Below are 23,181 nucleotides of genomic sequence, written 5' to 3'. Positions count from 1 at the left end.
GCCCGCCAATGAACGTCCTCTTCGTCCACAACAACTTTCCGGCCCAGTACCGCCACATCGCGCGCGCGCTGGCCGAGCAGCCCGGCAACAAGGTCGTTGCCGTCGGCTCATCGACCGCGAGCACCATCCCGGATATCCGGCTGCTCAAATATTCGACGACCAAGTCGGATTCCGCGGTGGTCCATCCGTTCGCCCGCCGCTTCGATGTCGAGGCGCGCCGCGCCGAAGAGGTGCTGTATGCGCTGTCGTCGCTGTCGGGGCAGGGCTTCGTGCCCGACCTGATCTTCGCGCATCCCGGCTGGGGCGAGACGCTGCCGTTGCGCACGATGTTTCCGAAGGCGCGGATCATCCTGTACTGCGAATTCTACTACGGCGCCGAAGGCCGGGACGTCGGCTTCGATCCCGAGTTTCCGATGACGGGGCTCGATGGCAACGTCGCGCTCCATCTGAAGAATGCGACCACGCTGCTGGCGCTCACCGAATGCGACTCCGGCGTCTCGCCGACGCCGTGGCAGCGGTCGACCTTTCCCCGCGAGTTCCAGAGCAAGATCGAGGTGATCCACGAGGGCATCGACACCGACGAGGTGAAGCCCAATCCGGTCGCGCGGTTTCAGCTTCCGAACGGCGCGACGCTGTCGGCCGACGACGAAGTGATCACCTACGTCTCGCGCAATCTGGAGCCGGTGCGCGGATTCCATATCTTCATGCGCGCGCTGCCGAAGATCATGGCGGCGCGGCCGAATGCGCAGGTCGTGATCGTCGGCGGCAGCGGGACATCCTATGGCGCCAATCCGCCCAAGGGCTCGAGCTGGCAGTCGATGTTCCTCGACGAGATCAGGTCGGACATCGACCTGCGCCGCGTGCATTTCCTCGGCCGGATTCCCCGGGAACCGTATCTCGAACTGCTGCAGATCTCCTCGGTGCACGTCTATCTGACCTATCCCTTCGTGCTGTCGTGGTCGCTGCTGGAGGCGATGAGCGCGGGATGCGCGGTGGTGGCGTCCGACACCGCCCCGCTGCGTGACATCATCTCTGATGGCAACGGCCTGCTGGTGCCGTTTTTTGATATTGATGCGCTGTCGGATCAGGTAATCTCGGTGCTGTCACGGCCCAAGGCCTTCAAGAAGATGCGAATGAAGGCGCGAAGCTTCGTGCGGGACAATTACGATGCAAAGCGGGTCTGTCTGCCACGGATGCTGACGCTCGTTGATGAAGGTGTCCTCCTGCGCACGCACGGGGGATAACGCCAGGAGCTTGCGATGCCGCTTGTCATCTCGGTTGCCCAGCGCAAAGGCGGGGTCGGAAAGACGACGCTTGCGGTCCTGCTGGCCGCAGAGCTGGACCGGCGCACGGGCGTGGTGGGACTGGTCGACGCCGACTCGCAGGCGTCCGCCTGTCATTGGGCCGAGCCCGGCAATCTGTCGTTCCCGGTCTACCAGCTTGATCCGGAAACCCGCCCCGTTGCCGAATGGGCCAAGCTGATGCGCCAGATTCCGCATCAGATCATCGTGGTGGATTCCGCGCCGAACGATCGGGTGCTGGGCGCGGTGCTCGCGGTCGCCAATATCGTGCTGATGCCGTGCACGCCGTCCGGCCTCGACATCGAGGCGACCGCGCGAACGCTCGACATCGTGCGGGAGGTGCGTGCCTCGCGGCGGACGGCGCTGCGCGCCATGATCGTGCCGAACCGTGTCGATCAGCGCACGCTCGAAGGCCAGCAGCTGATCGAGGAGCTCGATACGCTCGATGAGGAGATCGGGCCGATGATCGGAAGCCGCTCGGCCTATGTTCGCGCCGTCGCATTGGGGCAATCGGTGGCCGATTTCGCCAGCGGCACGCCCGCCGATATCGAGATCAAGACGCTCGCCGATCTCGTCATGCGCTGGTGCGGGATCGCGCCCCGGCAGCGCGTGATCAGCTAGTTAACAAAGCGCGCCGGCGGCTTCACGCCGGGCTAACCATGTCCGCATCGGAATAACGCGGTTCCGCATCGCCACACCGCCTGCATCTGACGGCGGCGTCGGCCGGAACCGCGGGAAAAGGCCTCCAAAAACCCGATAACGCTGCAATCGATTGGCCTGCCCGCGCGTTATCATTCGGCGGATGAGAGGCTTGCCGGCGCAGCAGCCCGGTTGGTTAACGGACTGCTCGCGCGGCTCGCGGCATTTGAGACAAATGCGGCCGCGCGGTTGAGCCTAAGCGCAAGACATTTCCCGTACATGCTTCCCGTCACGGTGGGGAGTGAAGAATGTACAACGTCAGGAAAGTGATGGCCTTGCTGCTGGCCATCGTCGCGCTCGGGAGCAGCGCGCAGGACACCCAGGCTGGAATGATCGGCTTCCCGCTGCCGCTGCGCGGCGTGATCGAGAAGATCCGCTTCAGCGAGCCGACCTTGGCGCCGATGGCCTACACCATGTTCTGCATGCGCTATGCCGACGAATGCAAGCCGAAAGCCCGCGCCCGCATCGTGTTCCGCGGCGGCGCCACGCGCCTCACCAAGCAGCGCATCGCCGACCTGATCGAGGTCAATGCCGCGGTCAATCGCCGCATCGTGCCCCAGCGCAACGAACGCGGCCTCGCCGGCGAGGAATGGCTGATCAATCCGGCGCGCGGCGACTGCAACGACTATGCGGTCAGCAAGCGCCATGAACTGCTGGCGCGCGGCTGGCCGATGCGCAATTTGCTGTTGAGCGAGGTGGTGACCTCGTGGGGCGAGCATCATCTCGTGCTGGTGGTCCGCGCCGAGGGCGGCGATGTCGTGCTCGACAATCTGAACGCGCAGATCCGCGGCTGGTCGCAGGCGCGCTATCGCTGGGTCCGGATGCAGACCCCGGCGAACCCCGATCACTGGGCCGCGGTTGCTCAGGTCGGCGCCTGAAATACAAGTAGGTCTTTCGAACGTGGCGCGGCGAGACATTTCGCCGCGCCATTTTCGTTTGATGCATGCGGCGGCGGCCATCCGGAACGATCGCCGGCTTGACCAGTTGACTCCGATTACCTCCATCGAGGCACTAACATGAAGCTGGCCGGCTTTGTCACAACAGCGGCGCTGCTCGTCGCCGCAGCCGCCCCCGTGCTTGCCCAGGGCACCGGGCAGACCGCGCAGGGCGGCACGCGCTATTCGATCGATGGACCGGGCGGCGGTGTCCCGACATCGCGGCCGCAGGCGACCCGGCCGGTGCCGCCGGCAACGCCGGTCTACCCCTATGGGAGAGCGTCGCGCCACGCGCCGCCGGTCGGGCAACAGACCAACGTGCCGCTGGGGTCGCGTTAACCGTCACGCCGGCGGCAAATCCGTTCGGTCTTAACGCTAATCGCATCGCCGTTTTGCTGCGCCGGACGGAATGTCGTACCCATGCGTTCACTGCGCCTGTTGGGGCGCAGGATTGGTCCGCGCAGGGACGACATTTTCCATGGCGAGCAGGGGTTCGATTCTGATCACGGGCGGCGCGGGATATATCGGATCCCATTGCGCCAAGGCTGTCGCCGAGGCCGGGTTTGTCCCGGTCGTCTATGACAATCTGTCGACCGGCCACCGCAACTTCGTGCAATGGGGACCGCTCGTGACCGGCGACGTCGCCGATCACGATCGGATCACCGCCACCATCCGCGAGCACGATGCGCTCGCCGTGACGCATTTCGCCGCGTTCAGCGCGGTCGGCGAGTCCGTCGCGGATCCGCAGAAATACTTCACCAACAACGTTGCCGGCACGCTCGGCCTGCTGCGCGGCATGCGGGCGGCGGGCTGCGACCGCCTGGTGTTCTCCTCGACCGGTGCCGTCTATGGCAATGCCGGGCGCGATCCGATTCCCGAGAGCGCCGCCGGGCCGACCGTCAATCCCTACGGCCGCTCCAAATTCATGATCGAGCAGATGCTGGCCGACTATCGTGACGCCTATCGGTTCAATTCGGTCTGCCTGCGCTACTTCAATGCCTGCGGCGCCGATGCCTCGACCACCATCGGCGAGCTCCGCGACCCCGAGACGCATCTGATTCCGCGCGCGCTGATGGCGCTGCTCGGGCACGTGCCGGATTTCGCGATCTTCGGCGAAGACTACGACACGCCTGACGGCACCGCGGTGCGCGACTACATCCATGTCGACGATCTCGCCAGCGCCCACATCGCGGCGCTCGAGCTGCTGTTGAAGGGCGACGCCGGCGGCGTGTTCAACCTCGGCACCGGCACCGGCTATTCGGTGCGCGAGGTGCTCGACGCGATCCGCGCCGAGACCGGTGAAGCCGTGCCGAGCGTGGTGCGCGAGCGCCGCGCCGGCGATCCGCCGATCCTGGTCGCCGATCCCTCGAAGTCCGAAAGCGGGCTCGGCTTCAAGGCCAGCCGGTCCGACCTCGGCTACATCATCCGCTCGGCCTGGGCGTGGCACCAGAAGGCGCATCCGCGCCGGCGCTGACCAAGCCGCTATAGCCTCAATCCAGCGTGATGTAGTGCTGCTCCGCGAGGCGAGCGAGGAACGGCATGTCGACAAAGCTCGTCACCAGGAAGACGGCGACCAGCGCCAGCACGATCAGCATCAGGCCGCGCTCGCCATAGAGCTTCTCGGGCTTCTGCGCCGACGATCCGGGTGACGTCGACATCGAGAAATAGCTGGTGAACAGCATCACCACCAGCGGCATCGCGAGGATGTACTCGATGCGGTACTTCACCAGGAAGACCGAGAGGAAGAACACCGAGAACAGCGAGTAGCTGAGGCAGGAGGCGGTCAGCGACACCTCGGTATAGTGCGCGAAGCTCGCGCGGTAGCGCGCCAGCAGTTCCCTGCCGTGGGATGCTGCGATCTCGCGATATTCGGACAGCCGCTTGGCGGCCATCAGGAACGCGCCGCCGAACCAGTAGCACAGGATCACCGAGCCCGGCGGCAGCGAGGTCGGGTCGATCATCGCCCAGCCGATCAACAGCCGCAGCGGATTGTTGACGGACTCCGAGATGACGTCGAAATAGGCCTTGTCCTTGCTGCGCAGCGGCGGAACGTTGTAGACGATGCCCTGCAAGGCAAAGATGCTTGTTGCGAAGAGCATCAACCGGCTGCTCGCCGCCGCGCAGGCGAGGCCGAGCGCGACCAGCAGCAGCCATTCCATCCCGATGATCTTGCCGTCCATGACGCTCTGCACCGCCGAGCGCTGCGACTTGGTCGGATGATGCCGGTCGAAGTCGCGGTCGAACCATTCATTGATCACGTAGTTGGCCGAGGCGATGCAGATCGCGGCCACGAGGCCAAGCACGATCTCGGCCACAACATGATCGCCGCGCGCGCCGCGCAGCAACCAGGCCAGGATGATGCCGGGAACGATGAAGATGTGCTTGGTGCTGTGATCCAGCCGCAGGATCGCGAGGTACTGCCGAATGCCCGCGGCAGGCGCCTTGCTGGCTTCGAGCTTGCTGTCGATCAGCGCCATTGCGCGGTTCCTTGTCCTGTTGTCCCCGGTCGCCTAGTTGAGCAGGTAGACGTCGAAGCTCTCGTCGGTTTTCGCTGGGCCGAAGCGGCGGATCATCGTGGTGGCGTCGCGGAAATCGCGGATCTCTGCGGCTGAGGCGCGGAACGTTCGCCAGTCCTTGCCCTCGTCATAGACATGGTCGGGTGTGATCGCATCGAGCCGATAGGCCAGCAGGATGATGACGGGCGCACCACGGCCGTCGCGGAGCTCGCGGGCCAGGCGCAGCGTCTCGCCGAGATCGCTGTCCATCCGGCCCTTGCGCGAGAAGATCACGACGCTGCCGAATTTGCGGTCGCGCGCGAGATAGAGCGGGTTCGTGACGTAGTAGGGCAATGCCTCGACCAGATATTCCGGCTCGCTGAGGATCACCGCGTTGGCGAGATCGGGGCGCGAGGCGATCAGGCGGCCGAGATCGGCGCTGCGGCTTGCGACCACGCCGCTCGCCGCGTTGCGCAGATCGTTGAGGCCTGCGGCGGTCTGGATCGCGAGCACCAGCAGCAGCGCCACCCGTCCGATCGCCGGCAACAATCCGTCGAGCCACGTTCGCGAGGCCGGCGCCGCGGCGACCTTGCTCCAGCCGATCCAGTAGAGCGTGATCAGGAAACACAGCCAGACCGCGGCGTGGCGATAGGCGCCGTTGGCCGCGACGGCGAAGAACAGCGACGTCAGCAACAGGGATGCGATGGCGGCGAGGAAGGCGGGGCGGCGCGGCAGCAGGGCGAGCGTCGCGGCGAACAATAGCACCGAGCCTGCGATCCCCGGCAGCAGATTGGCAAACAGCGCGCCCAGCGACGTCGCGCCGGGGTTGACCAGCGACAGCAGTGCAGCGGCGAGCGGGGAGGCGTGCGACCAGTCCCGCGCCGCCGCATCGTTGTAGGTCGGCAGCATCGTCACCGCGCAGATCGCGACGCCAATCGCCGCGATGATCGTGTTGATCGCGAAATTGGTCAGTGGCGGCGACCACCGCCAGCCGTGAACCTCGAGCAGGTCGAGCAGCCAGAACAGCAGGAAGCCTCCGGCCATGATCGCGCCGACGACATTGGTGTTGGCGAGCAGGAACAACAGCGCGCCGAGCAGGATGCCGCGGTCGCGGCGTGCCGGATAGCAGGCGGCGATCGCGAACAGCAACAGCGCCGAGATGCCGTAATTCCTGGCCATCACGGCATATTCGAACAGCAGCGCATGGCCGGTGATCAGCAGCACCACCAGCGGCCGCGGAAACGGCGATCGGACAATCAGCAGCGCGACCGTGCCGAGCCCGACCGCGAAGGCAACGCCAGGCAGCACCTCGACCCGGCCGAACACCGCATGTGCGCCGCGCAGCAGCAGGTACCACAGCGCAGGATGGCCCTCGCCATGCAGTCCGCGCAGCATGGCAATCACATCGTCGCCGTTCAGGGCGATGGTGAGCGCGCGGACCTCGTCGCGCCACATCACATGTCGGGCGATCTGGAAGCTGACCAGCGCGATCCATCCCGCAAGCAGCAGCAGGTCCGGCCAGGCACGGCGGTCCCGCTTCGGCGCGAACAACCAATTGTCCAGGGCTTGCAACGAACGGGTCAATGAATCCTGCTGCTGCTCGGTTCGATACGGTCGGACCGCGGCGTCATCTGCGGGCCTTTGTCATTTGTGTTAACAGTAAAGACCACCTACAATGTTGTAACATTATGGGCAAACCAGACTAACATTTATGACGTCGACGCCGGCCCAGAGGACGGTCAGGGACATCAGCCCTGCGCACCCGGAAATGGAGTTCGCGCTGGTGCTGGCGCGGACCATCGATTCCGTGAGCGCCGACCCGGAGCAGCTGCGCAGTGCGGTCTACGAGCTGGCGCGGCAGAAGCTGCAGCAGCTCGCGCACGAGGATCCGACCGAAAAGCAGCGCCTGATGCGGGCGCTGGAAGTGGCGATCGAGGGCGTCGAAGCCCACACCAGGGATCATCCGGTCGAGAGATTTGCGGTGCCGCCGGCGCGGGCGCTGCCGGCATTCCTCGAGGCGGCGGGCGCGGCGCGGCGGATCGAGCGGCTGCCCCCGATCGATGCCGAGGAGGCATTCGTCACGACGCTCGATCGCCCCGTGCTGCCGCGTGGTCCGCGATGGTCGTCGTCGGTGCCGCTGCGTTACGTGGCGATGCTGGCGCTGTTTGGACTGATCGCGGCGGTCGTCCTGCTGCAGCAGCGCGGTGTGTCATTGGCCGCGGCGCGCGCGATGATTGCGGGCGGGCCTGCACCGGCGCCGGCTCAAACCCAAAGGCCTGCGGTCGTCGCAGCCGTGCCCGCGCCGGCCATTGCCGCCGTTGCGCCGGCACCGAGACGGCCATTGCCGACCGCCTATGGCGTTTACGCCGAGAGCGGCGGCAAGCTCTACGAGCTGCAACTGATCCAGGGCCGCGCACCGGATCCGCGCGTGGCGATTTCGGCTGCGATCACCAGGCCGAGCGAGACCGCACTGCCTGACGGGCATCTCCGCTTCATCGTGTTCCGCCGCGAGGGCGCAAGCGGCGCCTCCGATCCGATCGACGTGCGGTTGATCGCGCATGTCGGCCAGCAGACCACGTTCGATGCCACCGGCAAGCCGGTGCTCTCGCACGGCGACGACACCTGGGTGATCCGCAACATCTCGATTCCGTTCCGCGCCGCGCCGCTCAGCGAGGATCCGCAGATGTTCGAGGTGCAGCCGCGCGACGACGCGCCGTTGTCGCCGGGCCGCTATGCGTTGATCCTGAAGGCGCAGGCCTACGATTTCACGATCGAGGGCCCGGTCACCGACAAGCGGCATTGCCTGCAGCGGCTGGCGGCCGCGAATGGCGTGTTCTACTCGGAATGCGAGAAGCCGTGAGCAGCATCACCGTCCGGTTCGGCGCCGTGCTGGCGCTGTTGCTGTCGTCGAGCGCCGCCATCGCAGCGCCCGATGCCGAGACGGCAAAGCGATGCCTGCGCGCGGCCTATATGGTCTATCCGTACAAGCGCCCGGGTGCCGCGCCGATGAATGGCGACCGGCTGCATTTCTTCCAGCAATGCGTGGCGCAAGAGGGCTCGAAGTCTGCGGAAGCCCCGAAGCGCGATTGAGCCGGAGAAGACGGGATCGCGCCGCTCGCTCAGCTCGCGGATTGTTCCGCCCGCGACCGCAGCCGGCCGAACTGGCTGCGCAGCACCAGCAGCATGAGGTGACCCGCGCCGACACCGGCGAGCCCTCCCGCGACCTTGACGACCGCGTCGATCAGCCGGCCGTGACGGTCCGGCGTCAGCAATTGCATCGCCTCGAGTGTGAATGCGCTGAAGACGACAAACAGCACGATCAGTGCGGTGCGCCGCGGATAGCCCAGCACGAACGCCAGCGCCATCACGGCGAATGCCGCGAAATGCTCGGCCTGCGGATGGAATAGCGAGGGGCGGTCCTGGATCGGGGACAGCGTCACGAAGGCGATGAAGGCAAGCGCAAGCCAGCCGGCAATCACTCCGAACTTCCGTATCTTTGAAACGAGCAACTAAGTCTTCCCGGTCCTGTGCCGCAGACGCCCCCGGTGCTTGAGTTAGCGCATCGCGCACATCAGCGATAATTAAATGCCCGCCGAAGGTTAACCTGCCGTCGGCCGGGCAATCGGTTGGCGTGCTGCCGGTGCCTTGGTCCGACGGACCGCGGGCCTTCGGGCGCAATTGCAAGCCGATAGGACAATGAGTCTGTCATTTCTATAACCTCAATGGGAGGCATAAGGGGAACGGATATGTACAGTCGCAATGGCGGGCCCTTGTTGAATGATGCGCCAGTGCCTATAAGTTCCTTGCACCCACAGGAGCGAAACATGGGATTGCGGGACATCACTGGCGACCTCGAACAACGCCTCGCAATGATCGGAGAGCAGCGAAAGGCTGAGCGCACCCATTATGAGAGTGAACGCAAGGCCTTGGAGGCGACGCACGAGGCCAAAATGGCTGAACTGAGGCTTGAATGGGACGGGATCAACCGCGCTCTGCAACTTGAACTGCGGCGACTGGGGCGCACTGCTGATTCGGCGCCAGCGGCGTCGGCACCTGCACCGGCGATGTCGTTGGACGATTTTTTCGTGGCGACAGTGGAAAAGCTCGGCGCTGCCAGCAAGAACAACCTTCGCGATGAGGCCGCCCACGCTGGCTACTTCCCTCAAGGCGAAGGAGGCCGCGCCACCCATGCCACCCTCATGAATATCGTGCGATCCGGTCGCATCCGGCAGGTCGACTCCGACGTATATGCGCCCGCCTTGAAGGCACACGAATTCCAACTGAACGGGGGCACGTCTGGATGAACACAGCCTCGTCGGGGGCGTGCGGTCGCGCCCCTGAGTGAGAAAGACCCCGCAGCGCGTCCTACCGCGCTACGGGGTCCTAGACCGCGCAAACCGTCCCCGACAAGGAGGAGGTCTAACTGTTGCGGCCCTCAAGTCGAAAGACTCGCACCTTTTGGGCTTTCCTTCAAGTCGGGGGCATCCGCCCCACACGCAGAAGGTTAAGCCAATGGCAAATCGGAAGCGGCACTGGGTTCGCGGCTACGTTCGGGTCCGTCATCGGCGCCCCGAACATGTCCGCGGGCACATCCGCCCCAAGAACTAAGACCCTGTTTTGGTCCCAGGCCTAAGCTTTGGGGTCTTGGCAATCGTTACAGCGCGGGAGCTTGTCTCCCGCGTTTTGCTTGATTGCCACGCAGTGATCTCCATTGGCCAACGATGTAATTACTATTCGCTACTCCTCAAGCGCCCCGCCGGAGGGCGAACGGGTTGTTCTGAATGGGCGTGCACTCGAGGCTCTGGAATAAGCGCACCTTGGAGATTTCCGACGCCAGCGCGTTTGGCCGACTCCGCAATGGTCAAATCCAGCCGGCCCGGCTGCCTTGCAGTGTTCCGGTAACATGGCTCAGCATTTCCTAGTTTCTGAGGTATCTGGATACTAACGCTGAAGCTCGATTCCCTTGACGCGCATCTCTCAGCGGGAACCTGCGGCGCTTGCGCGGGTTCCCGGGATGGTGCACCTGACGAAAAAATTAGCTTTGCCTTGCGGATCCATTCATAGGCCGTTCACGGCCGGCAGCCTCATTTGATGCCGGATATCGCAATGCTCACTCTCGGAGGCCAAAGTGCGTCTGCTCGTCGTTGAGGATGATCCGGATCTGAACCGCCAGCTCACCACCGCGCTGACGGACGCCGGCTATGTGGTCGATCGCGCGTTCGACGGCGAGGAAGGGCATTTCCTGGGCGATAGCGAGCCCTACGACGCCGTCGTGCTGGATATCGGCCTGCCGAAGATGGACGGTATCTCGGTGCTGGAGGCCTGGCGGCGGAACAAGCGGGTGATGCCGGTGCTGATCCTCACCGCGCGCGACCGCTGGAGCGACAAGGTTCAGGGCTTCGATGCCGGCGCCGACGATTATGTCGCAAAACCGTTCCATCTCGAGGAGGTGCTGGCGCGGATCCGCGCGCTGCTGCGCCGCGCAACCGGGCATGCCCAGGTCGAGCTGGTGTGCGGGCCGGTGGCGCTCAACACCCGCACCAAGCGGGTCACCGTCAACGGCAACCCGATCAAGCTGACCTCGCACGAGTACAATCTGCTCGATTATCTGATGCATCACACCGGCCGGGTGGTCTCGCGCACCGAACTGGTCGAACATCTCTACGATCAGGACTTCGACCGCGACTCCAACACCATCGAGGTGTTCGTCGGCCGCATCCGCAAGAAGCTGGAAGTCGATATCATCCAGACGGTTCGCGGCCTCGGCTACATGCTGTCGCCGCCGACCTAATTACAGTTGCGTTTCATTCGGTGTCATCGTCCGCGAAGGCGGACGATCCAGGATTCCAGAGACGCCGATGTTTTATCGAGGGGCCGCGGCGTACTGGATTCCCCGCATTCGCGGGGAATGACGATTGTATCGCTGGAACGTCTTCACATGAAGAATGCGTGGTCAGACAAAAAGTGCGGCCAAACAACAGGATGAGAGCATGTCCTATTCAATCGGATCATGCTCTTGAAGCGCTTGATCGGCGTCCACGGGCATTGGCATGATCCGCGCCGGGAGAACTGGATTCGCCAATGTTTGGATCCCTGACGTCTGTTGCGGCTGACACGCTCTTTGAGCCCGTGCTCTGATGGGCGGCAGCTCGCTTGCAACCCGCCTGTTCGTCTCGGCGACCGCCTGGGTGGTGGTGATCCTGGCGATAACCGGCGTCATCCTGTCGTCGGTCTATCGCGACGCCACCGAGCGCGCCTTCGACCGCAGGCTCAATCTCTATCTGCGCACCCTGATCGCCGAGGTGGCGACGCCGGACGAGCCGGCGGACCGCCAGTTCCAGTCGCTCGGCGAGCCGCTGTTCGACCTGCCGCTGTCGGGCTGGTACTGGCAGATCACCCGCACCGACACCGAGAAGGGCGAGACCCGGGCCTCGCGCTCGCTGTGGGACAAGAAGCTGCCCAAGCTCGAGGAGCACGGCGCCGAGCTGACCGCTGCCGGCGTCCGCCTCGGCTATGTCGATGGACCCGAGGGCCAGAGCCTGCGCGTGGTGGAGCGGCCGGTCGATCTCGGCGCCGACGGCAAGTTCCTGGTCAGCGTCGCCGGCGACGCCACCGAGATCTTCGACGAGACCCGCAGCTTCGATTACTACCTCGGCGGCACCTTCGCGGCGCTGGGCATCGTGCTGCTGCTGACCACGATCTTCCAGGTCCGCTATGGCCTGGCGCCGCTCAAGCGCATTTCCGACTCGATTGCCGATATCCGCTCCGGCCGGGCCGAGCGGCTGGAGGGCCGGTTCCCGGTCGAGATCGCGCCGCTGGCGCGCGAGACCAACGCGCTGATCGATGCCAACCGGGAGATCGTCGAGCGCTCGCGCACCCATGTCGGCAACCTCGCCCACGCGATCAAGACGCCGCTGTCGGTGATCGTGAACGAGGCGGGCGCGCACGCCGCCGATCCCTTCGCCAGCAAGGTGCTGGAGCAGGCCGATCTGATGCGGGACCAGGTCGCCCATCACCTGGAGCGGGCGCGGATCGCCGCCCGTGCCACCATCGTCAGCACCATCACCGACGTCGCACCCGCGATCGAGGCGCTGCGCCGGACCATGGAGAAGATCCATCGCGACCGCGACCTCTCGATCGAGGCGAAGGCCGATCCGGCGGCGCGGTTTCGCGGCGAGCGGCAGGACCTCGAGGAGATGGTCGGCAATCTCGTCGACAACGCCTGCAAATGGGCGTCCTCGCAGGTGTTCATCGAGGTCAGCGTGGTCCCGCCGGAGGCGTCGGGCGCGGGTCCCCGGCTGCGCATCGTGGTCGATGACGACGGACGCGGCCTGTCCGAGGCCGAGCGCGCCCAGGTGTCGCGGCGCGGCCAGCGGCTCGACGAATCCAAGCCCGGCTCGGGGCTCGGCCTGTCGATCGTGACCGATCTCGCCGGCCTCTATGGCGGCAAGCTCGCCCTGAACGACGCGCCGATCGGCGGCTTGCGGGCCGAACTCATGCTGCCGGCGGTGTAGGGCATGGGCATGATGGAATTCGGTTGAACGGCGGTCGCAAGGCCTGTCCGTATGTGACCCCGCGTGAAACGCCATCTGTTCTTGCCCATGATCTAGATCAAAGGATCTAGATCCAATCCCGGGGTTCTCCGTGGGAGCCGGAGTTGCAGAAGTCGTATCGTGCGGCTTGTTCCCCGTGCAATCATGCCCCCAATCTCGGGAGACTGCCCATGAAGGACATGCAGGCACATTTGGAGAAGCTTCGTGTCGAGGCGGAAGAGTGCGAGCTAATCAGCAAGCTGGCGACCAATAAGGCCAAGAAAGAACTGTTCGCCAAGTTGGCCGCACATCACCGAACGCTAGCCGATGAAGTCGAGCGGACCATGAAAGAAGCTCGATAGGAACTTTGCGTTTCCGTGCCGATTTACAGCCCTGTTCCCGTAAGGAACTCAGGGAGGAAAACGGTCACATGGGCCAAATTAGACGTCGGGTCAGGCACACCAATTCACTTGAAGCGCGCCTTGTTGAGAGAGCCAGAGAGCTACGCCAACAGGCCGCGGCGCTCGCCCCAGGTACCGAGAGAGAAGCGCTCCTGAAGCTGGCCCGGCAAGCTGAGGCTGGCGCCAGCATGACCGAATGGCTGCGTGCTGGGGCGCTTCAATCATCCACGACGTAGAAGCTCTTTGCCGACGTCATCGGAGCGGGCGGGGCGCGGTGAATAGTGGACGCGACGCAGAAGCGCTCTACGCGCCTCACCAACGGCTTTTCAAAGCAGCTGGATCACCACGCCGCTGCTGTGAGCGCATGCGGGGCTCACTGCAATCTCCGCCGCGTAGCGAGGGCCGCAGATAAAATAGGGGCCGCCTGCGTAAGCGACCCCCTGCCGGATAATCAAAAAAAATGATCTTTATGAAATAGCCCGGTGTGGGACACTAAACCTCTTTGCCCCCAAAGCAGATTCCGTAGAAGCACGGTGACAAGAAAACGGCCCCAGCGCGTTGGAACGAACGCTGAGGCCGCTCACCGCGCCGTGTTGTGAGGATTGCAGATTATGACAGGTCCGTCTCCCCGGTGTTTCACCGTCTGTCCTGGTTTGTCGGAGCGCGTGTCCGTATCAGGACAGCACCCGGCTTGGTGGAGTTCCAGTCAACTGTATAGGAACGCCTCCAGGGAGGCCCTGGTTGTCGACATATCACCGACAACTATACCGGGCGCCGGTGGCTGAGAGTTTCTATGCGCTCCCGCCTCTGACAGACGGGGGACCAACGATGATCCGCTATTTCTTCGACATCCGAGACGATGGATATTTTTACCCCGATGAAGAAGGACTGGAATTGACCAACCTGCGAGACGCCAAGGTGGAAGCGGCACATACAATGGCCGACATCGCACGAGACGCAGGCCGCTCTGGCGACGATCACGACGTGACAGTCGAAGTTCGAACCAATCAGGGGCTGCTGTTTCAAGCTGCCTTCGTGTTCCACGGAACGAAACAGTAAGGCCACCTCAGTCGACGGCCTCTTTCATTCCTTCGTGGTCTGCTGCGTGCATGAGGCGCTGTGGACCGCGCCAGCCGTCGCGCTTGGTGCTGCTGAGCGGCTTTGGACTATCGATGATTTGCTGGACGCCGTGCCGCTAGTTGCAACGGCAAATGCCGAACCTTTCTTCTTCGCGCCAAAGAAACGGCCCCAGCGCCCGGGGGAGCGCTGAGGCCGTGTCCAGGTGCTGTCCGTCTTGAGCACCGGGACCACGCGACAACGGAACGTCACCGGGGCTGTTCCTAACCGTGAAAAAGAGGCGGCCCCAGCGAGGGGGCACAAGCCGGGGCCGAGTTCGCATACGTCATCCGACGCACCCGGCGGGGACGCCGGACATAAAGCAACCGCCAGCCGACACGCCTCGTTCCTGTGGTGCGCAAGGAAACGGCCCCAGCAGCCTTGGAGGCAATGCCGGAGCCGTTCTTTATTCCCGTTGCCGCGCCGAACCGCCGCCTTTTGGGGCGCGACGCCGTCAATATTACTAAACGCCTTCTTAACGCGCCGGCCGCTATCATCGCGGGCGGACGGGCTGCGGCGTTTGCCGGGCACCAAGTTTTCGCGACCGGGCATGAGCCAGAAATCGACCGAGCGGCTGAGGGATTATCTCGCGCAGCTTCCGCCGCAATCGCAGGCGCTGCTGATGCGCGAGCTGGAGCGCGCCGTCGAACGTGGCCAGGACATCGCGGTCGCCAATCTGGTGCTGGAGCAGCTGCGCAAGATCGTGCGCGGCGCCGAGCAGGACGAGGCGATCCCGCCGCGCAGCGACGACCCGGCGCGGCTGCTGTTCCGGCCGCTCGAGCCGTTCCTTGCCGAGACCAATTTCCCGACCCGGCCGGGCCAGCTCCGGCGCGCCTCGCTGCTGCCGATCTGGCAGTGGCTGGCCCGCGAGGGCGCGCCCGAGGCGGCCCGCGAATTCGAGGCGGCGCTGGCGGTGGCCTCGGAGAGCGGCCCGATGGAGGTCGCCGCGCGAAAATTCCAGCTGGCGGCTGCGGAAGCCATTCTCAAGATCGCGGGGCCGAGCCAGGACGACCGGCAGCGCGCGCTGGCGCGCGTCGGCCCGCCGAGCGTGGTCGAGGATTTGCTGCCGATCGGCCTCGTGCTGCAGGCCCGCGAGGCGCTGGAGACCCTGGGCAGCCGGCTGCCGAGCCAGATCCGCGTGTTCGCCGATTCCCAGATCGCCTCGGCGATGGAGGCGCTGAAGCTGCCGTCGCTGCAGACGCCGCAACTGCTGCCGTTCGCGCTGTCATTGATCACGCAGCGGCTCGCCGCGCCATGGCAGATCATCCGCCTCGCGATCAAGATGGCGGCCTCCGACGACGAGCTGCGGGTTGCGGCAACGCCGTACGGCATCGCCGTCACCGTCGCGCTGCATGATCTGTCATTCGTCGCCGCCTGCCTGCGCACCGACATCAAGCGCGGGCATTTCGACTATGTCGGCGAACAGCTCAAGACCCTGCATGACGGCGTCCGCGGCCTGCGCACCGAGCTCGATCTGCGCAACGATTCGACCTGGGGCCGCCAGCTGACGTCGGTGCGGGCCGATACCTCCAACGCGCTGCAATCGGAGATCGACAGCGTGCCGGGCCGGGTCCGCCGCATCCTGCGTCAGCGCGCCGACAAGGACATCACGGCCGGCGCCAAGATCGATGCGTCCGAGGTCGAGGACGCCGCCGCCCTGATCGATTTCGTCGCGGTGTGCCGCACCTATGCCAGCGAGCTCGCCATCAACGAGGTGACGCTGCGCACCTTCTCCGACCTGCAACATTACGTCGAGCAGTCGACCGAGGGGCTGGTGCAATCATTGCGCGGTGGCGACGCCCGGGTCCGCGCCTTCCGCCAGCAGCAGGTCAAGGCCGCGATCCGCTTCTGCGAGGTGCTGTTCGGCCACGACTACGCCTCGCTGATGAACCGGGCGGCGGAGAATGCGGTCACCGGCGAGCGGAAGTCGTCGCGGGCGGGGTAGCGATACTAGGAAAAGTGGGGAAGCTTTGACGCGGCGCGGCACAGGCGGTCGCGCGGTCGTATCACGTCGTTAGGCCCCTGATGCGTACCAAAGGTGATAAGGTCGGCCGGAATTATGAGTTACGATCCATGTACCCGCGCTGGATGGAAATTGCTGGTTACTGCTCTCTCGCCGTTATCGGGATATTGACATTTCTTATCGCGATTTGGGTCGAAGGATTCTATCTCGCTATTGGCGACGTCGGCGGGTGGTTGTTAATCGGGTTCATCTGGACTCGGGTCGCGGCTTCACGACGGACTTGAATGCCCTGTCGGCCGCCTCCCGCGTCTTGTCCGCGCCAGAGAGCTCGCACCTCTTTTGGTGGAGACTAGGGTCTTCGGGATTACGGTGACAGTGCATTCAATTGCAAAGTCGCGCCCTTATCGGTCAAACAATTAAATGCACCGTAGTTCGCAAGCATGTTCGACGGCAAACCGACGACGCCGCCAAGGCCGGCCGACACGCATTCGCGCAATTTCGGAATAATGGAAGTGTGGCACTGAGTTGCCCGACGTGTCAACCGTCAATCGAGCGCCGGAGGCCGCCGGCTACTGTGCATGGGGTTGTTTTCGATATTTTGGTCGCAGACGCCTTCGCCCGGAGACGCCGTTGCAATACCGCCGGACCGGCACCGAAAGCCGCCTGATTTCGACCTTCGGTCGATCCAGCAATTGTCAATTGCCGGGCTCGCCACCGGTAGTGTAAAGCGATTCTAAGGCGGCTTGCCGGAAGCCGCCGTTCCATCCGGGAACCGCTTGATGACGCTGTGGTTTGTGTTCGCGCTGATGACGGTCGCGGCGATCTTTGCCGTGCTATGGCCGCTCAGCCGCCGCGGACGGGCGGACTCAGGCGGCAGCGAGGTCGTGGTCTACCGCGACCAGCTCGCCGAAATCGACCGCGACATGGCCTCGGGGATCATCGGCGCCGCCGAGGCCGATGCGGCGCGGATCGAGATCAGCCGCCGCCTGCTGGCCGCCGCCGACCAGAGCGGACGTGACGCCCCGGTGACAGGCAGCCTCACGCTGCGGCGTGCCGCCGCGATCGTGGCCCTGGTCGGGGTGCCGGTGATCGCTTCGGGCTTCTATCTCGCGCTCGGCTCGCCGCGGCTCGGCGACTTCCCGCTCGTCGAGCGCAGCCGGGTGGCCGATGCCAACCAGCCGCTCGCCAACCTGGTCGCACAGGTCGAGGCCCATCTGGAGAAGAACCCGACCGACGGCCGCGGCTGGACGGTGCTGGCGCCGGTGCTGTCGCGGCTCGGCCGCTACGATGATGCGGTGCGCGCCTATCGCAATGCGATCACCTATGCCGGCGAAACTGCCGATCGCCGCGCCGATCTCGGCGAGGCCTTGCTGGGGAGTGCCGGCGGCGTCGTCACCGCCGACGCAAAGACTGAGTTCGAGCGCGCGGTCGCGCTGAACGGCGACGACGCCAAGGCCAACTACTTCCTCGGCCTCGCCGCCGAGCAGGACGGCCGCAAGGCCGATGCCGCGGCGCTCTGGCAGAAGATGCTGGCGAAGGGGCCGTCGGACGCGCCGTGGCGGCCGCTGGTGCAGGCCGCGCTGGTTCGGGTCGGCGGCACCGTGCCCGCCGGCGTGAGTGCGCCGGCGCTGCCGGATGGTGCAATGGCCGCGGCCAAGGACATGAGCGAGGCCGACCGCGGCACCATGATCCAGGGTATGGTCGACCGGCTGGCGACGCGGCTGAAGACCAATGGCGACGACGTCGACGGCTGGCTGCGGCTGGTCCGCGCCTATCTCGTGATGGGCGAGCGCGACAAGGCGATCAGCGCGCAGGCGGATGCCCGTCAGGCGGTCGCCAACAATGCGGACCGGTTGCGTCAGCTCAATGAGGGGCTGAAGAATCTCGGGCTGGATGGATAAACCATGACCAGGAAGCAACGGCGTTTGACACTGATCGGCTGCGCGCTCGTCGTGCTCGCGATCGCCGCGGGCCTGGTGCTCAATGCGCTGCGCGATTCCATCGTGTTCTTCTCGACGCCCTCGATGGTCGCCGAAAAGCATCTCGGCGCGGGCAAGCGTTTCCGGCTCGGCGGGCTGGTCGAACAGGGCTCGCTGAAGCGCGGCGACAATCTCGCGGTGACCTTCACGGTTGGCGACGGCGGCGCCACGCTGCCGGTCGCCTACAAGGGCATCCTGCCGGACCTGTTCCGCGAAGGGCAGGGCGTGGTCGCCGAAGGCGCGCTCGACGCTGACGGCGTGTTCCGCGCCGACACCGTGCTCGCTAAGCATGACGAGACCTACATGCCGAAGGACGTCGCCGATGCCCTGAAGAAGCAGGGCCATTGGAAGGACGATTACGGCAAGCCGAACAACATGCCGAGCGCCTCCGCGGCGCCGACCCAGGGAGCCATGCGGTGATCGCCGAAAGCGGACATTATGCCCTGGTGCTGGCGCTCGCCCTTGCGCTGATCCAGTCGATCGTGCCGATCGTCGGCGCGCGCTGGCGCGATGCGGCGCTGATGAACGTCGCGCGCTCGACCGCGCTCGCACAATTGCTGTTCGTTGGCGCGTCGTTCGCGGCGCTGGTGACCTTGCACGTCACCTCGGATTTCTCGGTCGCCAATGTCTACGAGAATTCGCATTCGCTGAAGCCGCTGCTCTACAAGATCACCGGCGTGTGGGGCAATCATGAAGGCTCGATGCTGCTGTGGGTGTCGATCCTGGCGCTGTTCGGCGGCCTCGTCGCCGCCTTCGGCAACAATCTGCCGCTGTCGCTGCGCGCGCATGTGCTCGCGGTGCAGGCCTGGGTCGCCAGCGCCTTCTATCTGTTCATCCTGATCACCTCGAATCCGTTCCTGCGCCTTGCCAATCCGCCGCTCGAGGGCCGCGACCTCAATCCGGTGCTGCAGGACATCGGCCTCGCGGTGCATCCGCCGATGCTCTATCTCGGCTATGTCGGGTTCTCGATCTCGTTTTCGTTCGCCGTCGCCGCATTGCTCGAAGGCAAGATCGACGCCGCCTGGGCACGCTGGGTGCGGCCATGGACGCTGATGGCGTGGATATTCCTGACGCTCGGCATCGCGATGGGCTCCTACTGGGCCTATTACGAGCTCGGCTGGGGCGGCTGGTGGTTCTGGGATCCGGTCGAGAACGCCTCGCTGATGCCGTGGCTTGCCGGCACTGCGCTCTTGCATTCGGCGCTGGTGATGGAGAAGCGCAACGCGCTGAAGGTCTGGACCGTGCTGCTGTCGATCCTGACCTTCTCGCTGTCACTGCTCGGCACCTTCCTGGTGCGCTCCGGCGTCTTGACCTCGGTTCACGCCTTCGCGACCGATCCGACCCGCGGCGTGTTCATCCTGCTGATCCTGTTCGTGTTCATCGGCGGCAGCCTGTCGCTCTATGCCTGGCGCGCGCCGGCGCTGAAGCAGGGCGGGCTGTTCGCGCCGATCTCGCGCGAAGGCGCGCTGGTGCTGAACAATCTCTTGCTCACCACCGCCTGCGCGACGGTGTTCATCGGCACGCTGTATCCGCTGGCGCTCGAGGTCTTGACCGGCGAGAAGATCTCGGTCGGCGCTCCCTTCTTCAATTTCACCTTTGCGCCGCTGTTCGTGCCGCTGTTGCTCGCAGTGCCGTTCGGGCCGCTGCTGGCTTGGAAGCGCGGCGACCTGCTCGGCGCGGCGCAGCGGCTGATGGTCGCCGGTATCGCAGCGCTGGTTGCGATCGCGGTGGTGTTGGCATGGACCTATGGCGGCGCGACCCTGGCGCCGCTCGCGATCGGGCTTGCGGCCTTCGTCATCATGGGCGCGCTGTGCGACCTCGCCGAGCGTATCGCGCTGTTCCGGATTCCGCTGTCGCTGTCGCTGCGCCGTGCGCGCGGCCTGCCGCGGGCGACCTGGGGCACTGCCTTCGCGCATGCCGGCCTCGGCGTCGCATTGATCGGGATCGTCTGCGAGACCACCTGGAACAGCGAATATATCGGCTCGATGAAGCCGGACGACGTCGCCAAGGTCGCCGGCTACGAATTGCGGCTCGACGGCCTGAACCCGCGGCAGGGGCCGAATTTCCGCGAGATGGTCGCGCAATTCACCGTGACCCGTGATGGCGACAAGGTCAGCGTGATGACGCCGTCGAAGCGCAACTTCACCACCCGCGGCGCCTCGACCACCGAGGCCGCGCTGCTGACCCGCGGCGCCAGCCAGCTCTATATCTCGCTCGGCGATACCTCGGCCGACGGCGCCATCGCGGTGCGCATCTATCACAAGCCGCTGGTGCTGATGATCTGGTGGGGGCCGGTGCTGATGGCGTTCGGCGGCATGCTGTCGCTGTCCGACCGCCGCTTGCGGGTCGGTGCGCCGAAACCCGCCAAATCGGCGGCGCGCGCCTTGCAGGCGGCCGAGTGATGCGGTCGCGCGCCCTCGCAGCCGCCGTGCTTGCGGCCAGCCTGATGCTCGGCGCGATGCCGGCGCGGGCCGTGCTGCCCGACGAGATCATGACGGATTCGGCCATGGAGGCGCGGGCGCGCGAGCTCTCCAAGGAGCTGCGCTGCATGGTCTGCCAGAACCAGTCGATCGACGATTCGGAAGCGCCATTGGCGCGCGACCTCCGCCTCCTGGTGCGTGAACGCATCTCCGCTGGCGACAGCGACCGCCAGGTGATCGATTTCCTGGTCGCCCGCTACGGCGAATTCGTGCTGCTGAAGCCGCGCCTCAACGAGCATACGCTGGTGCTGTGGCTGACCCCGCCGCTGGCGCTGCTGCTGGGTGGTTTCGCGCTCTGGCGGCTCGGCCGGCGCAAGACAAATCTGGCCGCCGCCGGGGGCGATTCCGGCCCCGGATTGACGTCCGACGAGCGGGCGCGCCTGGAACGGCTGCTGGCGGCGGAATCCGCGCCCGACAAGCCGCTTTAGTTCCTTTCTAAGCCCTTTATTCCCCTGCGCTATTCTGCCGCAGCGTCGGTCGGCTCGATTACCAAAGTTTAATTCCGCAGCCAGCGCGCTGTAAGGCTGATGACCCCATGTTCAGGCGCATCAGGTGCTTGCCCCGGCACCGAATGATTCTGGCCCTGGAGATTTCAGCCAATGACCGAACGTCCCGACCTCTCGACCCTCCCGTCCTACAAGGCGCCGAAGCGCTCGCTGTTCTCTGCCCGCAAACTCGCGCTGATGGCGTCGGTCGTGGCCGGCCTCGGTGCCGCCACCTATGGCTTGAGCCCCACGCATAACCCCGCCGACCTGTTCACGACGCCCGCGCACGCGCAGGTCAACAACGAGGTCAAGAAGGTTCAGCAGCCGGTCGGGTTTGCCGACATCGTCGAGCGCGTGAAGCCGTCGGTGATCTCGGTCAAGGTCAACATTCGCGAGAAGGTCGCCAAGGACGACAGCGGCAATAACGAGGATTCGCCGTTCCAGCCGGGTTCGCCGATGGAGCGCTTCTTCCGCCGCTTTGGCGGTCCGGATGGCTTGCCCCCGGGTCTGCGCGGCGGACCGCGTGGCGGTGGCGTGGTGACGGGCCAGGGCTCGGGCTTCTTCATCTCGGCTGACGGCTTTGCCGTGACCAACAATCACGTCGTCGACGGCGCCGACAAGGTCGAAGTCACGACCGACGACGGCAAGACCTATTCCGCCAAGGTGATCGGCACCGATCCGCGCACCGACCTCGCGCTGATCAAGGTCGAGGGCGGCTCCAACTTCCAGTTCGCCAAGCTGTCCGACACCAAGCCGCGGATCGGCGACTGGGTGCTGGCGGTCGGCAATCCGTTCGGCCTCGGCGGCACCGTGACCGCGGGCATCGTCTCGGCCTCCGGCCGCGATATCGGCAACGGCCCGTATGACGATTTCATCCAGATCGATGCGCCCGTGAACAAGGGCAATTCGGGCGGCCCGGCGTTCGACGTCTCCGGTGAGGTGATGGGCGTCAACACCGCGATCTACTCGCCGTCCGGCGGCAGCGTCGGCATCGCGTTCTCGATCCCGGCCCAGACCGTCAAGAGCGTGGTTGCCCAGCTCAAGGATAAGGGCTCGGTCAGCCGCGGCTGGATCGGCGTTCAGATCCAGCCGGTGACCTCCGACATCGCCGACAGCCTCGGCATGAAGAAGGCCGAGGGCGCGCTGGTTGCCGAACCGCAGGCCAACGGCCCCGCGGCCAAGGCCGGCATCGAGTCCGGTGATGTCATCACCGCCGTCAATGGCGAGCCGGTGAAGGATGCGCGCGAACTCGCCCGCACCATCGGCGGCCTCGCGCCCGGCAACGCCGTGAAGCTGAACGTGCTGCACAAGGGGCAGGACAAGACCGTCAACCTGACGCTCGGCCAGTTGCCGAACAGCCTGGAAGCCAAGGCTGACACCGACAACAACAGCGACAAGGGCAATTCGTCCCGTGGCACCGACGTGCCGAAGCTGGGCCTCACCGTGGCGCCTGCCAACAGCGTGGCCGGCGCCGGCAAGGAAGGTGTGGTCGTGACCGAAGTCGATCCCAAGAGTGCTGCCGCCGAGCGGGGCTTCAAGGAAGGCGACGTGATCCTCGAGGTCGCCGGCAAGTCGGTCGGCACCGCCGGTGAGGTGCGTGATGCGATCACCGCGGCGCGCAATGACAGCAAGAACAGCGTTCTCATGCGCGTGAAGAGCGGCGGTTCGTCGCGCTTTGTGGCAGTGCCGCTGGCCAAGGGATAACTATCTATGAGTTGGAAAGCGTCGCCGGCATCAGTCGCCCCCGCCGACGGCGCTTTCCGGGGGGCGGGCCCCTTGCTCGCTCCCTATGTTG

Annotated in this window: 21 protein-coding genes; 18 read left to right on the top strand and 3 right to left on the bottom strand. The window is 65.3% G+C overall.

The annotated features are described in order from the left end of the window. The first annotated feature begins 8 nt into the window (after positions 1 to 8). From BRSPCE3_RS04085 to galE, 5 genes are all read left to right on the top strand, one after another. Complete coding sequence (locus tag BRSPCE3_RS04085) at positions 9 to 1,244, top strand: glycosyltransferase family 4 protein (RefSeq protein ID WP_244064374.1); 1,236 nt, start codon at positions 9 to 11, stop codon at positions 1,242 to 1,244. Positions 1,245 to 1,259: 15 nt separating this feature from the next. Continuing rightward, positions 1,260 to 1,922, top strand: coding sequence for a ParA family protein (locus BRSPCE3_RS04080; RefSeq protein ID WP_244064372.1), 663 nt, complete (start codon positions 1,260 to 1,262; stop codon positions 1,920 to 1,922). 326 nt (positions 1,923 to 2,248) lie between these two features. Then, positions 2,249 to 2,878 carry a transglutaminase-like cysteine peptidase gene (locus BRSPCE3_RS04075; protein WP_244064371.1) on the top strand — a complete coding sequence of 210 codons (630 nt, stop codon included), beginning with the start codon at positions 2,249 to 2,251 and terminating at the stop codon, positions 2,876 to 2,878. A 138-nt stretch (positions 2,879 to 3,016) separates the two neighbouring features. Continuing rightward, entirely contained in the window at positions 3,017 to 3,274 is a 258-nt protein-coding gene (locus tag BRSPCE3_RS04070) for a hypothetical protein (protein ID WP_244064370.1), read from the top strand. Positions 3,275 to 3,413: 139 nt separating this feature from the next. Beyond that, positions 3,414 to 4,409: a UDP-glucose 4-epimerase GalE gene (galE, locus tag BRSPCE3_RS04065; RefSeq protein WP_244064369.1), complete on the top strand. Its 996-nt coding sequence runs from the start codon at positions 3,414 to 3,416 to the stop codon at positions 4,407 to 4,409. Between the two features lie 16 nt (positions 4,410 to 4,425). Here the strand turns inward: galE and BRSPCE3_RS04060 are convergent, their stop codons facing one another. Further along, positions 4,426 to 5,412 (bottom strand): UbiA family prenyltransferase, encoded by a 987-nt coding sequence (locus BRSPCE3_RS04060; protein ID WP_244064368.1) that lies wholly within the window; start codon positions 5,410 to 5,412, stop codon positions 4,426 to 4,428. Between the two features lie 33 nt (positions 5,413 to 5,445). Then, on the bottom strand, positions 5,446 to 6,981 hold the full coding sequence (locus BRSPCE3_RS04055; protein ID WP_244064367.1) for a hypothetical protein: 1,536 nt from the start codon (positions 6,979 to 6,981) through the stop codon (positions 5,446 to 5,448). A 160-nt stretch (positions 6,982 to 7,141) separates the two neighbouring features. Between BRSPCE3_RS04055 and BRSPCE3_RS04050 the strand changes: the two genes are divergently transcribed. Continuing rightward, on the top strand, positions 7,142 to 8,290 hold the full coding sequence (locus BRSPCE3_RS04050) for a hypothetical protein (RefSeq protein ID WP_244064366.1): 1,149 nt from the start codon (positions 7,142 to 7,144) through the stop codon (positions 8,288 to 8,290). Next, positions 8,287 to 8,520 (top strand): hypothetical protein, encoded by a 234-nt coding sequence (locus BRSPCE3_RS04045; protein ID WP_244064365.1) that lies wholly within the window; start codon positions 8,287 to 8,289, stop codon positions 8,518 to 8,520. Before BRSPCE3_RS04050 ends, BRSPCE3_RS04045 begins: the two co-directional genes overlap by 4 nt. A gap of 29 nt (positions 8,521 to 8,549) precedes the next feature. On the opposite strand, the gene BRSPCE3_RS04040 is transcribed toward BRSPCE3_RS04045, so the two are convergent. Further along, positions 8,550 to 8,909: a VanZ family protein gene (locus tag BRSPCE3_RS04040; RefSeq protein WP_244064364.1), complete on the bottom strand. Its 360-nt coding sequence runs from the start codon at positions 8,907 to 8,909 to the stop codon at positions 8,550 to 8,552. A 345-nt stretch (positions 8,910 to 9,254) separates the two neighbouring features. Between BRSPCE3_RS04040 and BRSPCE3_RS04035 the strand changes: the two genes are divergently transcribed. The 11 genes from BRSPCE3_RS04035 to BRSPCE3_RS03980 all read left to right on the top strand — a co-directional run bounded on the left by BRSPCE3_RS04035 (position 9,255) and on the right by BRSPCE3_RS03980 (position 23,090). Further along, the gene (locus tag BRSPCE3_RS04035) at positions 9,255 to 9,734 is read left to right on the top strand and encodes a hypothetical protein (RefSeq protein WP_244064363.1); all 480 of its coding nucleotides are present in this window, start codon (positions 9,255 to 9,257) and stop codon (positions 9,732 to 9,734) included. 824 nt (positions 9,735 to 10,558) lie between these two features. Next, a complete protein-coding gene (locus BRSPCE3_RS04030) occupies positions 10,559 to 11,221 on the top strand; it encodes a response regulator transcription factor (RefSeq protein ID WP_163154879.1) in 663 nt (220 codons plus the stop codon). Between the two features lie 346 nt (positions 11,222 to 11,567). Then, positions 11,568 to 12,944 (top strand): sensor histidine kinase, encoded by a 1,377-nt coding sequence (locus BRSPCE3_RS04025; protein WP_244064362.1) that lies wholly within the window; start codon positions 11,568 to 11,570, stop codon positions 12,942 to 12,944. 209 nt (positions 12,945 to 13,153) lie between these two features. Then, the gene (locus BRSPCE3_RS04020) at positions 13,154 to 13,324 is read left to right on the top strand and encodes a hypothetical protein (RefSeq protein ID WP_229167062.1); all 171 of its coding nucleotides are present in this window, start codon (positions 13,154 to 13,156) and stop codon (positions 13,322 to 13,324) included. 867 nt (positions 13,325 to 14,191) lie between these two features. Further along, positions 14,192 to 14,422 carry a DUF6894 family protein gene (locus tag BRSPCE3_RS04010; RefSeq protein WP_244064361.1) on the top strand — a complete coding sequence of 77 codons (231 nt, stop codon included), beginning with the start codon at positions 14,192 to 14,194 and terminating at the stop codon, positions 14,420 to 14,422. Between the two features lie 607 nt (positions 14,423 to 15,029). Then, the gene (locus tag BRSPCE3_RS04005; RefSeq protein ID WP_244064360.1) at positions 15,030 to 16,424 is read left to right on the top strand and encodes a hypothetical protein; all 1,395 of its coding nucleotides are present in this window, start codon (positions 15,030 to 15,032) and stop codon (positions 16,422 to 16,424) included. Between the two features lie 797 nt (positions 16,425 to 17,221). Continuing rightward, positions 17,222 to 18,343 carry a c-type cytochrome biogenesis protein CcmI gene (ccmI, locus tag BRSPCE3_RS04000; protein ID WP_244064359.1) on the top strand — a complete coding sequence of 374 codons (1,122 nt, stop codon included), beginning with the start codon at positions 17,222 to 17,224 and terminating at the stop codon, positions 18,341 to 18,343. Positions 18,344 to 18,346: 3 nt separating this feature from the next. Next, positions 18,347 to 18,841 (top strand): cytochrome c maturation protein CcmE, encoded by a 495-nt coding sequence (gene ccmE / locus BRSPCE3_RS03995; protein WP_244064358.1) that lies wholly within the window; start codon positions 18,347 to 18,349, stop codon positions 18,839 to 18,841. Continuing rightward, on the top strand, positions 18,838 to 20,823 hold the full coding sequence (locus tag BRSPCE3_RS03990) for a heme lyase CcmF/NrfE family subunit (RefSeq protein ID WP_244064357.1): 1,986 nt from the start codon (positions 18,838 to 18,840) through the stop codon (positions 20,821 to 20,823). The genes ccmE and BRSPCE3_RS03990 overlap by 4 nt, the downstream gene beginning before the upstream one ends. After that, positions 20,823 to 21,329 (top strand): cytochrome c-type biogenesis protein, encoded by a 507-nt coding sequence (locus BRSPCE3_RS03985; RefSeq protein ID WP_244064356.1) that lies wholly within the window; start codon positions 20,823 to 20,825, stop codon positions 21,327 to 21,329. Before BRSPCE3_RS03990 ends, BRSPCE3_RS03985 begins: the two co-directional genes overlap by 1 nt. Positions 21,330 to 21,500: 171 nt before the next feature. Further along, entirely contained in the window at positions 21,501 to 23,090 is a 1,590-nt protein-coding gene (locus tag BRSPCE3_RS03980) for a Do family serine endopeptidase (RefSeq protein ID WP_244064355.1), read from the top strand. The last annotated feature ends 91 nt before the right edge of the window (positions 23,091 to 23,181 follow it).

It is taken from the genome of Bradyrhizobium sp. Ce-3 (assembly GCF_022835695.1).
Lineage (GTDB): Bacteria > Pseudomonadota > Alphaproteobacteria > Rhizobiales > Xanthobacteraceae > Bradyrhizobium.
Note: the sequence above shows the minus strand (reverse complement) of the source record. Positions and strands in the feature narration are given on the sequence as shown.